This is a genomic window from Hydrogenovibrio sp., from assembly GCF_049975065.1.
Taxonomy (GTDB): domain Bacteria; phylum Pseudomonadota; class Gammaproteobacteria; order Thiomicrospirales; family Thiomicrospiraceae; genus Hydrogenovibrio.
Map to the genome: position 1 here is coordinate 1 of NZ_JBNGDN010000058.1, position 12,755 is coordinate 12,755.

Sequence of the window (12,755 nt, forward strand, 5' to 3'; positions counted from 1 at the left end):
GGGCAACCCCTTGGTCAACCTTGAAAGTTAAACCCGAGAGTTAAACCCGCTAAGCTCGCTTAGCGGGTTTTTTTATGTCGGTCAGTCCAGCTTCTTGTTGCCTCGACGTTAATCGTCTTCCAGACCGTCGAGTTTTTTGACTTTCTTAAAGGCCTTTTTCACCGCAGTTTCAATCCGTTGCTGAATCTCCATATGCTCCTGACTGGACATGTAAAACGACATGTCAATGTCGTGACGGATATAGCGCGGGGCGATGCGGTTGAGGGCAATGCACGCCATATCCGCCAGCTGATTCTCGGTGAGGCCGGAATCGAAATAGTTTTCGTGAATGTAATTAAACACCGGTCTTTCGTAATAATTGTGAACCGATTCCAGTACGGACATGAAGCCTCCTTTTCAGAGTTAGGGGTTGTAAGCCGTTTCACTATACCCAAAATCGCACCATAAAAAAAGCACTCCGGCAAACAGGTTGCGGGAGTGATGTGGCATTGGCTGTAATCGTTGCGACCCAGAGCCGAAACGGAAGCGTTATTTGAGGGCTTCTCGCTTGACGGCACGGTGACCGATGTCGTTGCGGTAGTACATTTCCGGCCATTGTATTTTCGCGGCGGCATCATAGGCTTTGTTCTGGGCATTGGTGACGTTTTCCCCCAGTGCGCAGACACAGAGCACCCGTCCGCCAGCGGTGACCAGCTCGCCATTGTCGTTAAACGCGGTGCCGGCATGAAATACTTTGGTGTCCACCCCGTTGGCTTCGTCAATGCCGGTGATGACATCGCCTTTGGGGTAGCTGTCGGGATAACCGCCCGCCGCCAACACCACGCCCAAGGCCGCACGCGAATCCCAGTCAGCGGTGACGCTGTCCAGTTTTTTATCCAGCGCGGCCAGACACAGTTCCGCCAGGTCTGACTTGAGGCGCATCATAATCGGTTGGGTTTCCGGGTCGCCGAAACGGCAGTTGAACTCCAGCACTTTGGGGGTGCCATCCAGAGTAATCATCACGCCCGCGTAAAGAAAGCCGGTGTAGGGCAAGCCGTCTTTTGCCATGCCGTCAATGGTGGGGCGGATGACCTCTTTCATAATGCGGTTGTGGAGGCTGCGTGTCACCACTGGCGCGGGGGTGTAAGCGCCCATGCCGCCCGTATTCGGGCCGGTGTCGCCGTCATCGCGTGCTTTGTGGTCTTGAGAGGTGGCCATCGGCAGAATGTGTTCGCCATCGGCCACCACGATGAAGCTGGCTTCTTCACCCACTAGAAATTCTTCGATGACCACGCGGGCACCGGCATCGCCAAATTTATTGTCGGCCAGCATATCATGGACGGCGGCTTTGGCTTCTTGAATGGAATGCGCCAGAATAACCCCTTTTCCGGCGGCCAGTCCATCGGCTTTGACCACAAGCGGCGATCCCATTTTTTCGATGTATTCAATGGCCGGATCGATCTCGGTAAACACCTGATACTCGGCGGTGGGAATTTGGTGTCGCGCGAGAAAATCTTTACTGAAGGCTTTGGAGCCTTCCAGTTGAGCGGCGGCTTTGCTGGGGCCAAAGCACTTTAATCCCGCCGCTTCAAAGGCATCCACGACACCCAACACCAGCGGCACTTCCGGGCCGACAATGGTGAGATCGATTTGGTTGTTTTGAGCGAAATCCACCAGGCCTGGTAAATCGTCCACAGCGATATTGACGTTTTCCAGTTTCGGTTCCAGCGCGGTGCCGGCATTGCCCGGTGCGACATAGACGGTTTGAATGTTGTCCGACTGCGCCGTTTTCCATGCCAAAGCATGTTCACGACCGCCGCTACCAATAACTAATACGTTCATGTGTTGTCCTTTTAACCGTTATTAACCACAGAGGCACAGAGGCACAGAGGGTTAGAGCACAAATCGATAAATGCCATTTTTGAGTATGGCACTGTTAAAATTAATAAGTAGGCCTTTTGAAACGCCGGTGAGTTTCATATAAGTCAGTAATTGAGCCTTATGAATAGGGTTAATGCTATCAACGGCTTTTAATTCAATAATTACCTGCTGTTCAACGATAAAATCAATCCGGTAGTTTGTATTTAAAGCATGGCCTTTGTAAACCACAGGGAGTGGATGCTCTGATTGAAAGCGAAGTTGTTGTGATTGTAACTCGTAAGCCAGGCATTGTTGATAAATCGATTCCAATAGCCCCGGCCCGAGTTCTTTGTGAACTTCTATTGCGCATCCAATGATTTTATGGGTCAGCGGATCTTGGCTCATAAAATTTTAACGCGAAAAGGCACAAAAAACTCTGTGCCTCTGTGTCTCTGTGGTGTCACTAAAAATATCAGTGTTTGAAGTGGCGCATGCCGGTGAACACCATCGCAATGCCGTGTTCGTTGGCGGCGTCGATGACTTCCTGGTCGCGCATGGAACCGCCCGGATGAATCACCGCCGTGATGCCCGCTTCGGCGGCGGCGTCGATGCCGTCTCGAAACGGGAAGAAGGCATCGGACGCCATGACGGAGCCAGGGACTTCTAGCCCTTCGTCGGCGGCTTTAATACCGGCGATTTTAGCGGAGTAAACCCGACTCATTTGACCGGCGCCCACCCCAATGGTCATGCCATCTTTCACATAGACGATGGCATTGGATTTGACGTATTTCGCCACTTTCCAGGCAAACTGCAAATCGGCCATTTCTTTTTCAGTCGGCGCGCGTTGGGTGACGACTTTCAAATCGCTTTCGGCGACCGTGCCCAAATCGCGGTCTTGTACCAGCAAGCCGCCGGTGACGCGTTTGTAGTCGTAGGCCGGTTGTTGTTCGCCCAATTCGCCACACACCAACAGGCGTACGTTTTGTTTGCTGGAAACCGCTTGTTTGGCGTCGTCGGACACGCTGGGCGCGATAATGACTTCCACGAATTGACGGTCGATAATGGCCTGAGCCGTCTCGGCGTCTAACGCGCGGTTAAAAGCGATGATGCCGCCGAAAGCCGATGTCGGGTCGGTTTTGTAAGCGCGGTCATAGGCTTCGAATACACTGTTACCGATGGCCACACCGCATGGATTGGCGTGTTTCACGATGACGCAAGCGGTGTCGTCGAAGGTTTTGACCAGTTCCAGTGCCGCGTCGGTATCGGCGATGTTGTTGAACGATAACGCCTTACCTTGCAACTGCTCGGCGGTGGAAACTGACGCTTCGGTTGCATTGCGTTCCGTATAGAAAGCGGCCGATTGATGCGGGTTTTCGCCGTAGCGCATGGATTGTTTTTTCACATACTGGGTGGTGTAAGTGCGCGGGAAGGTATCGGCTTCGTCTTCACTGAACAGCTTGCCGAAGTAGTTTGCAATGGCGCCGTCGTAGCGCGCGGTTTGTTCGAAGGTTTTGATGGCCAGATCGAAACGGGTGGCGTGCGCCAGCTGAGCATTGTTGGCCTGCATTTCGGACAAGATACGGTCGTAGTCGGCCGGGTCGGTGACGACCGCGACGTCTTTATGGTTTTTCGCGGCGGAACGCAACATGGTCGGGCCGCCGATGTCGATGTTTTCAATCGCGTCTTCCAGGCGGCAATCCGGCTTGGCCACGGTGGCTTCAAACGGATAGAGATTCACCACTACCATATCAATCGGGTCGATACCGTGTTCGGCCATGACCGCATCGTCGGTGCCGCGACGCCCCAGCAGGCCGCCGTGAATTGTCGGGTGCAGGGTTTTGACGCGGCCGTCCATCATCTCCGGGAAACCGGTGTATTCGGAGACTTCGGTGACCGGTAAACCGGCTTCGGACAGGACTTTGTAGGTGCCACCGGTGGACAGAATGGCGACGTTCATGTCGCTGAGGGCTTTGGCAAACTCAAGAATGCCGGTTTTGTCTGAAACGCTAATGAGGGCGCGACGAACAGGTTTCATAAAGGGTATTCTCCAAAAAGTGAATGAATGGGGGATTTGAGGTGCACAATTGTGTATTCGGCCAGGCCTGGTGATTTCGGCGATTCTGGGATTTTTTGTGTTCCGGTGCGGCGATCAGACTGAGCGAGTTGGCTTGCATTTACGATTGAGTAATGTTGTATTGTTGAATTTTTTTGCGCAGCGTATTGCGGTTGATGCCCAAAATTTCAGCGGCACGCGTTTGATTGAATTCGGTTTTTTGCAGCACAAATTCCACCATCGGGCGCTCCACTTGGCTGATGACCATGTGATAGACGTCACTGGGCACTTCATTTTCCAGTGCGCTGAAATAATGCGTCAGAGTCTCGGTGACGTGGGTACAAAGGGCGGAAGCTTCAGGCGTTTTGATCGGTTTGTTCAGTGTCATAGCTCTTACTGTCTAAGGCGCTCAAGGCGTTTAAGGCGCGTTACTGGATCGGCAAGGCGTCAAAGTAACGGTTGACTAAATCGAGTTGCGCCTGAGTTGTGTTCAAAGCATTAAAGGCTTGCCGCAGAGTGGCACCTTCTGGTAAGTGTTGGCTGTACCAGCCTAGGTGTTTGCGCGCCAGTTTAAAGCCATGCTCCGCTCCATAAAGTGACGCCAGCCCGACAAAATGCCGTATCATGACGTCCCGAAACTCATCCCGTGTCGGCGACGGCATTTGGGTCTTGTGCGTTAAATAATGACGAATTTCTCTGAATATCCAAGGATACCCCTGCGCCGCTCGGCCAATCATTAAGCCATTCGCGCCTGTGTATTCTAATACAAAATCGGCGTCGTTTGGATGACAAATGTCGCCGTTGGCGATGATGGGAAGCGTGACCGTTTGCGTGACCGTTTGGATGGTATCGTATTCGGCCTGGCCTTGAAATTTATCGGCTCGGGTGCGTCCATGAAGGGTGACGGCTTTTAATCCTTGCTGTTGTGCCAGTTGTGCGATTTCCAAAGCGTTGATGTGATCTTTATCTACCCCTGTGCGGATTTTAACCGTAACGGGAATGTCCAGCGCGGTGACCAAGGCATTAAAAATCGCAGAGACGCGCTCTGGGTCGGCCATTAAAGCGGAACCGGCCGCCACGTCGCAGACCTTTTTAGCGGGGCAGCCCATGTTCAAATCAATGACGTCGGCGCCTTGAGATTGTTGCCATAAAGCGGCTTCCACCAGTTCACTGGGTTCTGTGCCGAGCAGTTGCACCATGCGCGGTGACGCTTCGGTTTGGTCGGCATGACGTGTTGCGGATTTGGACGATTGCCAGAGGTGCTTTTTGGAGGCGACCATTTCCGATACCGCGTAGTCGGCACCGTTTTCGCGGCAAAGATCGCGAAACACCCGGTCGGTAATGCCGGCCATAGGCGCCAGAGCCAGACTGGGTCTGTCAGGATGTTCAAAAGGCAGTATCAACGTCCGTGCCATGAGCCGACTAGGCCAATTTCTGAAAACTGAGACGTGACCAGTCGTCCAGATCCTGTTGGTGTAAAAACTCGTAGCCTTGCTGACGGTAAAAGGCAATGAGTTCCTCCGCTTGGGTGGTCAGTAAGCCGGAAAGCACCAGGGTGCCATGCGGTTTCAGCAGGCGCGTGAATTCCGGTGCCAGTGTCTGCAGTGGACCGGCGAGGATATTGGCGATCAGCAGATCCACCGGCTCGGAAATAAACTCGGCCACCAGCGCGAAATCGATCACGGCTGAATTGCGCTCGGCATTTTGTTGGCTGGCCTGAATGGCTTGCGGGTCAATATCGGTGCCTTTGACACTGGCTGCGCCCAGTTTTTGTGCCGCCAAGGCCAGAATACCGGAACCACAGCCGTAGTCAATGACCTTTAAACCGGTGGGTGGGTGTTGATCCAGCCACGCCAGGCACAGTGAGGTGGTGGGATGGGTGCCGGTGCCGAACGCCATGCCCGGATCCAGCTTTAAATTGACGGCGTCCGGTTCCGGCGGCGTGTGCCAGCTGGGCACAATCCATAAACGCTCGCCAAAGCGCATGGGTTTGAATTGATCCATCCAGGCACGCACCCAGTCTTTGTCTTCAAGCGCTTCGATTTTGTATTGATCCGCAGCGATGTCGGTAATCAAATCGCCCAGGCCTGTTAAAACCGCTTGCGTATCGGTTTCGGCATCGAATAACCCGACCACGCGCGTGAGTGACCAAATGGGGGTGGTGCCCAGTTCCGGTTCGAAAATGGGCTGATCTTTGGCATCTTCAAAGGTCACGGAACAGGCGCCGACGGCCATAAACGCATCGGAAAGCGGTTCCGCAAGGGCTTCTTCGACGGTGGCATTGATTTGAATCCAGGCCATATTGGGATTCCTTTTGAGTTGTATTGGGCAAGCGGGGCGCTGAAACAAAAAACCACGAAAGCGTTGCTTTCGTGGTCCGGTCATGGGCGCGTGAAAAACCGAATTAAACCAGGTGTTCCAGACGGTGCTCCAGATAGTGAATGTTTTGTTCGCCCTCGCAGAAGCCCAGATCGTTCATAATCTCGCTTTGCATGCGAATATTGGTTTCGATGCCTTGAATAATCAATTCATCGAGTGCCACATTCATGCGGGCAATCGCCGATTGACGATTGGCACCGTAGCAGATGAGCTTGCCGATCATAGAGTCGTAAGTTGGCGGCACTGTGTAGCCAGTGTAGATGTGTGAATCCCAACGCACGCCTATGCCGCCTGCCAGATGCAATCGTTCGATTTTGCCGGGGGAGGGAATAAAGTTTCTCGAAGGGTTTTCAGCATTAATACGGCATTCAATGGCATGTCCGGTTAGCACCACATCGCTTTGTTGAATGGCCAGGGGCTTGCCCATAGCGATTTCGATTTGGGCTTTCACCAGATCAATACCGGTGACCTGCTCGGTCACGGGGTGTTCCACTTGCAGACGGGTGTTCATTTCGATGAAATAAAATTCGCCTTTTTCATATAGGAATTCAAAGGTGCCTGCGCCGCGATAGCCGATTTCGATACAGGCGTTGACGCAGGCCTGGCCGATTCGATTACGCTGCTCTTCAGTGATGCCGGGTGCCGGGGCTTCTTCGATCACTTTCTGGTGACGGCGTTGCATGGAGCAGTCGCGTTCGCCCAGGTGAATGGCGTGGCCCTGACCGTCCGCCAGCACCTGAATTTCGATGTGGCGAGGCGTTTCCAAGAATTTTTCCATATACACTTCGGGGTTGCCGAAAAAATTTCCGGCTTCGGATTTGGTCAGTTGAATGGATTTCACCAGATTGGACTCGGTGTGTACCACGCGCATACCGCGTCCGCCGCCGCCGCCGGAGGCTTTGATGATAATCGGGTAGCCGATTTCGCGGGCGAGCCGTTTGTTTTCATCGTCATTGTCGCCCAGTGGACCGCCGGAGCCGGGAACCGTCGGCACGCCTGCGGCTTTCATGGCGCGGATGGCGGAAACCTTATCGCCCATAATGCGGATGGTTTCCGCTTTGGGGCCGATAAAGGCAAAACCGCTTTCTTCGACGCGTTCGGCAAAATCGGCGTTTTCGGACAGGAAGCCGTAACCCGGGTGAATGGCTTCGGCATCGGTGATTTCCGCAGCGGCGATAATGGCGGGAATGTTCAGGTAACTTTCCGATGACGGGGCGGGGCCGATGCACACCGATTCGTCGGCCAGCAGGACGTGCTTGAGATTGGCGTCGGTGGTGGAGTGGACGGCGACGGTTTTGATGCCCATTTCTTTACAGGCTCGCAAAACGCGTAACGCGATTTCCCCACGGTTGGCGATGAGAATTTTTTCAATCATGCAGTTTCCCTAATTATTCAATGATGAACAAGGCTTGACCGAATTCAACCGGCTCGGCATTCTGAACCAAAATTTTCTTGACGGTTCCGGCCACATCCGATTCGATCGGGTTCATGATTTTCATGGCTTCGATAATGCAGAGGGTGTCGCCCACGGCAACTTTATCGCCGACATTGACAAAGTTTCCGGCATCCGGCGATGGTGCGGCGTAATAGGTGCCGACCATGGGCGAGTTGACTGTATGACCGCTGATTTCGGCAGCGGGCGCTGGGGTGTCAGCAGGCGTGGTTGTCGCCGAATCCGTGGCGGGCATTGGAGCGGGTGCGGGTGCCGGTGCCGTGTGATAATGAGCGGGGGCGGATAGCATGACCGGCTCTTTGCTGCGGGTAATGCGAATGTTGTGCTCGCCTTCTTTGATTTCGATTTCAGCGATGTCGGATTGTTCTACAATTTCAATCAATTTGCGAATTGAGCGAATGTCCATGTGTGATTCCTTATTGGTGATTCTCTAATGGGTGTCAGGGTTCAGTTCAGCGCGATGCATTATTTCAACTTTTCCACGGCCGCGGCCAACGCGAGTTGGTAACCAATCGGTCCGAGGCCGGCAATGATGCCTTCCGCCAGATCCGAAAAATACGAGTGCGCCCGAAACGGTTCGCGTTTGTGAATATTGGACAGGTGCACTTCGATAAACGGGATTTTGACCGTTGCCAAAGCATCGCGTATCGCCACGCTGGTGTGGGTGAAGGCGGCGGGATTGATGATAATGAAATCCATGTCGTTTAATGCCGCCTGAATGCGTTCAACGATTTCATGCTCGGCATTGCTTTGAAAGTTGTGCAGTCGGACTTCGTAATCGTCGGCGAGATTTTCCAGTTCTTCAATGATGTCGCCAAGTGTCTGGCGTCCATAGTGCTCTGGTTCGCGTTGTCCCAGCATATTGAGGTTGGGGCCGTTGATGACGAGTATGTTTGCCATAATGATTCCTCAAGATAGTGTCATGGGTTGGCTTTAAGTCCCGCAGAATCTCACCGGGGGTTAATTGAGGCGCCAAGTTGTAACGACTGGGTGTTTAATGGTGTGGGATTATAACCGAAAGTTGCTGTTTACGATATACAAGTGCCGAAAAAATGCTTAAAAATCGCTTTAAAAAGGGGGTAAATGCTGTGAACGGTTGGTTTCGTGTGAATTTGCACGAACGGATGGGCAAAGGAGGCTTCCCAGTAAATGGGCGTGTGCCCCAGCTCTGACCGACGGACTGTCGTTCAGAGCGAGGGGCAGGCGGCTGGTCTCGATGTTTTTAAGCCGACCCATTTGAGAGATTACGGCAAGGCTTTCTGAATGTTCTGCATAAAGTCCTCGGGCTTTTTGAAGCCCACCACCCGCTGGGCTTTGGCCTCTTGGCCGTCGTTAAAGAACAGGATCGCTGGAGGACCAATAATGCCGAAGGCTTTCATCAGTTCTTTGTCATTGGCATTGTTGGCGGTGACGTCGGCTTTGAGCAAGGTCACGTTTGACAGTGCCTGCTGAACGGTGGGGTCGGAAAAGGTAAAAGCTTCCATTTCCTTACAGCTGACACACCAATCGGCATAAAAGTCGAGCATAACAGGTTTCCCCTTCGCCACTTCGGCTTCCAATTCCGCCAGGGTGCTGATTTTTTGGAATTTTAACCCCGTCTGGGCGTTGGCGGCCGTGGCGGATGAACTGCCCGCCATGCCTTTAAGCGGCTGCAAGGTGTTTTGGCTGCCGCCTGCCAGTCCGACCAGCATGATCACCCCGTAAACGAGGAAGATCACCCCAAACGTTTTCGCCAGTTTGTGCCAGCCGGATTTGTCGCCAATGGCTTCCAGCGCACCGAGGTAAATGCCGGAGCCGATCAACAGCGCGGCCCAGGCGAATAGAATCATCCAGCCCGGTAAGATGCGTTCGGCCATCCAGATGGCGACCCCCAGCATCAATACGCCGAAAATGGCTTTGACATGGTCCATCCAAGCACCGGCGCGCGGCAACAGTTTCCCGGCTGAGGTTCCGAGCAGAAGCAGCGGCACCCCCATGCCGATGCTCATGGCAAACAGGGCGGTGCCGCCCAGCAGGGCGTCGCCGGTTTGGCCGATGTAAATTAAGGCACCGGCCAGCGGCGGTGCCACGCAGGGGCCGACAATCAAGGCGGACAGGAAGCCCATAATGGCCACACCGGTGAGGGTGCCGCCTTGTTGTTTGTTGGAGAGGTTGGTGATTTTGGATTGTACGCTGCTCGGCAACTGCAGTTCATAAAAGCCGAACATGGAGAAGGCCAGTGCCACGAAAATAAGGGCGAAGGTGCCGATGATCCAGGGGTTCTGGAACATGGCTTGCAGGTTTTCGCCGAACAAACCGGCCAAGACTCCGGCCAAGGTGTAAGTAATGGACATGGCCAGCACATACACCAGCGACATGATAAAAGCACGGCGGGTGGTGAGTTGGTCGCCCTGACCAATAATAATACTGGACAGAATCGGTATCATCGGAAAGACGCAGGGCGTGAGCGACAGCAATAAGCCGAACAAAAAGAAGGTGCCGATGACAATCCAGACGGAACTGTTTTGCAGGGTGCTGGTGATTTGATCGGTTTCAGACAGTTCGGACGCGGTTGTGGTGTTGGTGGGTGTTTTTAACGTGTCCGTGTTTGCCGAGGTGGCAAAATCGCTTGGGCTGAGGGTGACGGTTTGTCGTGTCGGAGGGTAGCAGACGCCCGATTCCGCCGAACACCCTTGGTATGTAATTTCAATTTGGGCACCCTTGTTTAAGTTGGCGATGGGCAGTGTGGCCTGAAAGTCACCATGATAAACGTCAACATCGCCGAAGACGGGGTCGTTGGCTGGAGTGGCCTTGGGTAATTGTAAGGTGCCCAAATCGGCTTGCCCACTTTTTAACTGTGCTTGGATTTTATCTTTATAGAGATGATAGCCGTCTGCGACTTTAAAGTTGAAAAGCAATTGGCCTTTGCCATCCGGTTGTGCTTGGAACTGAAAGGCTTCATCCGCGGGTAATAACGTCACTTCCGCACTGTCGGTAATCAGCTCGTTCAGGGCGGTCAAGGCGCTGTTTTGAGTGTTGCTTTTGGCCTGGTTGTTTTCAGGTAAGTCGATTTGAAGTGTTTTGGTTTGCGGCGGGTAGCAAACACCGAGCTCTTCGGCGCAGCCTTGGTATTTTACCGTCAGTGTCACGGCTTGTGCCGTGCCGCTATAGGGCTGGGAAACGGTCAAATCGTGTTTATAAACTTGGGTTTTCCCGAATAATGGATCGTCCTTGGTGATGGCGGGCGGGAAGATGGGGGCTTCCAGTTGAATCTCGGGGGATTGCGTTTCAATGGCGATGCGTTTTTGATAAAGATAGTAACCATCGGCGATTTTCCATTGGATGCGCAAATCGCCCGGTTCGATCTTGGCCGGTTGCAGGGCAAAGGCTTGATCAACGTCGAGTAATTCATCGGAAGCGACTGACTGACCGAAGCTGAATACCAGCCAGAAAGCCAGAAAATACGTAAACCACTGCGTTTTTTTCATCTGTACCACCTTGAATTGTACGGTTGGAGACGTTATGTCCTTTATGCCGCTAGATTTTAACGTAGAATCTGCATGGTATGTTGTGCAAACTTTATGTAATAAGGTTTGCACGTTGCTTAATTCGCTTTTTTTGTTAAAAACCAAGAGATTCGTATGTTTAAAATTGTGTTTGTGTTGTTGGTATTGGTGCCTTTGATCGAATTGTATGTGTTGATCGAGGTGGGCAGTGTGATCGGTGCTTTGCCGACGATTTTGTTGACGGTGTTGACGGCGGTGGTGGGTGCGATGTTGATGCGTCACCAAGGGGTGATGACCTTGCAAAAAGCTCAGGCGAGTATGGCACAGGGGCAGGTGCCCGCCATTGAGATGATGGAAGGGATGCTGATTTTTATGGGCGGTGTGTTATTGCTGATTCCGGGGTTGATTACCGACGCTTTGGGGTTTTTGCTGTTGATTCCGCCGGTTCGTCACGCCTTAGCGAATAAAATTATTCAACAGCGCCAAGCCGATTACGCTCGTTATCAAGGGCAGGTTTATGAAACGGAGTGGACGGAGTCTTCCGAAGACGGTATTCGACATGTGCGGGTGATTCAATCCGCGCCGACGAAACCGGAATCGGATGTGATTGAAGGCGATGTGTTGGATGACGATTCCCGCTCGGATAAAAAGCCGGAGCCAAAGAGATAACGCAGTGTTTGGTTGGCTGTTGTTTCGATAACAAAAAACGCCCAGGCCTGGGCGTTTTTTACATTAACACTTTTCCTGAAAGTGCGTCTCTTAAAGCGATTCCAGTAATTCGGAGTAGCCTTCTCGGTAGCTTGGGTATTTGAATTGATAGCCAGTGGCTTTGACTTTGGCATTGGACAGTCGTTTGTTGCTGCGTTGCGCTCGACTGTTTTCCGTCGGTTCCAGGTGTTCGATATTTGAAACCGACAATTGCTCTGCCAGCCACTCATAGACTTCGCAGGTTAAGGTCGGCTCGTCATCTACTCCGATGTATAACGCATCTAAATTCGGTTGTTCCATTAGGTGAGCTAGCAGTCCAACACAGTCTTCCGAATGAATTCGATTGCTGTAAACGTCTTCCATGCAATGGGCTTTGCCTTCCAGAACCATGTCGATCAAATGGGTGCGTCCCGGGCCGTAGATGCCGCCAAAGCGGATGACCGTGCCGGGAATGGCGCTGTTGAGCGCCAGTTCTTCACCTTCCAGCAGGCGGCGGCTGGAAAAGTTTTTGCCTTCCGTCGGACTGTCTTCGGTGACTTTTTCCCCTTCTGACTGTGCGAAGACGGAGGAGCTGGAGATGAAAAACAGGCGTTTGGGCGTGGTTTGCGCCTTTAGAGCTTCCAGCAGGTGTTTCAGTCCCATAACGTAAGCTTTGTAGTAGGCCATGTCGTTAAAGCTAGGGGCGGATACGATGTAAAAAATGTAGTCCAGCTTGTCTGGCAATTCCGGCAACTGGCTGAACAGATCGGCTTCAATCGGATGGATCGGTGGTGTAATTTGTGAGGCATCGCGCCGGATGCCAAATACGTCGTGGCCTTTTTCGGATAAGTTCAGTCCA

At 52.8% G+C, this 12,755-nt stretch carries 13 protein-coding genes; 1 reads left to right on the forward strand and 12 read right to left on the reverse strand.

The window, feature by feature from the left end; genetic code table 11:
* Nucleotides 1-108: 108 nt before the first annotated feature.
* The 11 genes from ACP5D0_RS07460 to dsbD all read right to left on the reverse strand — a co-directional run bounded on the left by ACP5D0_RS07460 (nucleotide 109) and on the right by dsbD (nucleotide 11,191).
* Nucleotides 109-384 carry a late competence development ComFB family protein gene (locus ACP5D0_RS07460; protein WP_472365038.1) on the reverse strand — a complete coding sequence of 92 codons (276 nt, stop codon included), beginning with the start codon at nucleotides 382-384 and terminating at the stop codon, nucleotides 109-111.
* A 144-nt stretch (nucleotides 385-528) separates the two neighbouring features.
* Nucleotides 529-1,821: a phosphoribosylamine--glycine ligase gene (gene purD, locus ACP5D0_RS07465; RefSeq protein WP_472365039.1), complete on the reverse strand. Its 1,293-nt coding sequence runs from the start codon at nucleotides 1,819-1,821 to the stop codon at nucleotides 529-531.
* A 51-nt stretch (nucleotides 1,822-1,872) separates the two neighbouring features.
* Entirely contained in the window at nucleotides 1,873-2,244 is a 372-nt protein-coding gene (locus ACP5D0_RS07470) for a GxxExxY protein (protein ID WP_472365040.1), read from the reverse strand.
* A 67-nt stretch (nucleotides 2,245-2,311) separates the two neighbouring features.
* Nucleotides 2,312-3,874, reverse strand: coding sequence for a bifunctional phosphoribosylaminoimidazolecarboxamide formyltransferase/IMP cyclohydrolase (purH, locus tag ACP5D0_RS07475; RefSeq protein WP_472365041.1), 1,563 nt, complete (start codon nucleotides 3,872-3,874; stop codon nucleotides 2,312-2,314).
* A 139-nt stretch (nucleotides 3,875-4,013) separates the two neighbouring features.
* Entirely contained in the window at nucleotides 4,014-4,280 is a 267-nt protein-coding gene (locus tag ACP5D0_RS07480; protein ID WP_472365042.1) for a helix-turn-helix domain-containing protein, read from the reverse strand.
* 40 nt (nucleotides 4,281-4,320) lie between these two features.
* Nucleotides 4,321-5,307 carry a tRNA dihydrouridine synthase DusB gene (gene dusB / locus ACP5D0_RS07485; protein WP_472365043.1) on the reverse strand — a complete coding sequence of 329 codons (987 nt, stop codon included), beginning with the start codon at nucleotides 5,305-5,307 and terminating at the stop codon, nucleotides 4,321-4,323.
* Between the two features lie 7 nt (nucleotides 5,308-5,314).
* Nucleotides 5,315-6,193, reverse strand: coding sequence for a 50S ribosomal protein L11 methyltransferase (gene prmA / locus ACP5D0_RS07490; RefSeq protein WP_472365044.1), 879 nt, complete (start codon nucleotides 6,191-6,193; stop codon nucleotides 5,315-5,317).
* A 103-nt stretch (nucleotides 6,194-6,296) separates the two neighbouring features.
* The gene (gene accC / locus ACP5D0_RS07495; RefSeq protein ID WP_472365045.1) at nucleotides 6,297-7,646 is read right to left on the reverse strand and encodes an acetyl-CoA carboxylase biotin carboxylase subunit; all 1,350 of its coding nucleotides are present in this window, start codon (nucleotides 7,644-7,646) and stop codon (nucleotides 6,297-6,299) included.
* 13 nt (nucleotides 7,647-7,659) lie between these two features.
* The gene (gene accB, locus ACP5D0_RS07500; RefSeq protein WP_472365046.1) at nucleotides 7,660-8,130 is read right to left on the reverse strand and encodes an acetyl-CoA carboxylase biotin carboxyl carrier protein; all 471 of its coding nucleotides are present in this window, start codon (nucleotides 8,128-8,130) and stop codon (nucleotides 7,660-7,662) included.
* 59 nt (nucleotides 8,131-8,189) lie between these two features.
* Nucleotides 8,190-8,624, reverse strand: coding sequence for a type II 3-dehydroquinate dehydratase (gene aroQ, locus ACP5D0_RS07505; protein WP_472365047.1), 435 nt, complete (start codon nucleotides 8,622-8,624; stop codon nucleotides 8,190-8,192).
* A gap of 344 nt (nucleotides 8,625-8,968) precedes the next feature.
* Nucleotides 8,969-11,191, reverse strand: coding sequence for a protein-disulfide reductase DsbD (gene dsbD / locus ACP5D0_RS07510; RefSeq protein ID WP_472365048.1), 2,223 nt, complete (start codon nucleotides 11,189-11,191; stop codon nucleotides 8,969-8,971).
* Nucleotides 11,192-11,344: 153 nt separating this feature from the next.
* Between dsbD and ACP5D0_RS07515 the strand changes: the two genes are divergently transcribed.
* The gene (locus tag ACP5D0_RS07515; protein ID WP_472365049.1) at nucleotides 11,345-11,878 is read left to right on the forward strand and encodes an FxsA family protein; all 534 of its coding nucleotides are present in this window, start codon (nucleotides 11,345-11,347) and stop codon (nucleotides 11,876-11,878) included.
* A 90-nt stretch (nucleotides 11,879-11,968) separates the two neighbouring features.
* Here ACP5D0_RS07515 and ACP5D0_RS07520 read toward each other — a convergent pair.
* Nucleotides 11,969-12,755, reverse strand: a 787-nt coding sequence (locus tag ACP5D0_RS07520) for an NAD-dependent epimerase/dehydratase family protein (RefSeq protein ID WP_472365050.1), incomplete at its 5' end; no start/stop codon positions are given.

Excerpts from the sequence above, each read along its gene's own strand:
- accB (WP_472365046.1), bottom strand. The coding sequence starts at position 8,130 with ATGGACATTCGCTCAATTCGCAAATTGATTGAAATTGTAGAACAATCC.
- ACP5D0_RS07460 (WP_472365038.1), bottom strand. The coding sequence starts at position 384 with ATGTCCGTACTGGAATCGGTTCACAATTATTACGAAAGACCGGTGTTT.
- ACP5D0_RS07480 (WP_472365042.1), bottom strand. The coding sequence starts at position 4,280 with ATGACACTGAACAAACCGATCAAAACGCCTGAAGCTTCCGCCCTTTGT.
- dsbD (WP_472365048.1), bottom strand. The coding sequence starts at position 11,191 with ATGAAAAAAACGCAGTGGTTTACGTATTTTCTGGCTTTCTGGCTGGTA.
- ACP5D0_RS07470 (WP_472365040.1), bottom strand. The coding sequence starts at position 2,244 with ATGAGCCAAGATCCGCTGACCCATAAAATCATTGGATGCGCAATAGAA.
- ACP5D0_RS07515 (WP_472365049.1), top strand. The coding sequence starts at position 11,345 with ATGTTTAAAATTGTGTTTGTGTTGTTGGTATTGGTGCCTTTGATCGAA.
- aroQ (WP_472365047.1), bottom strand. The coding sequence starts at position 8,624 with ATGGCAAACATACTCGTCATCAACGGCCCCAACCTCAATATGCTGGGA.
- prmA (WP_472365044.1), bottom strand. The coding sequence starts at position 6,193 with ATGGCCTGGATTCAAATCAATGCCACCGTCGAAGAAGCCCTTGCGGAA.
- dusB (WP_472365043.1), bottom strand. The coding sequence starts at position 5,307 with ATGGCACGGACGTTGATACTGCCTTTTGAACATCCTGACAGACCCAGT.
- purH (WP_472365041.1), bottom strand. The coding sequence starts at position 3,874 with ATGAAACCTGTTCGTCGCGCCCTCATTAGCGTTTCAGACAAAACCGGC.
- purD (WP_472365039.1), bottom strand. The coding sequence starts at position 1,821 with ATGAACGTATTAGTTATTGGTAGCGGCGGTCGTGAACATGCTTTGGCA.
- accC (WP_472365045.1), bottom strand. The coding sequence starts at position 7,646 with ATGATTGAAAAAATTCTCATCGCCAACCGTGGGGAAATCGCGTTACGC.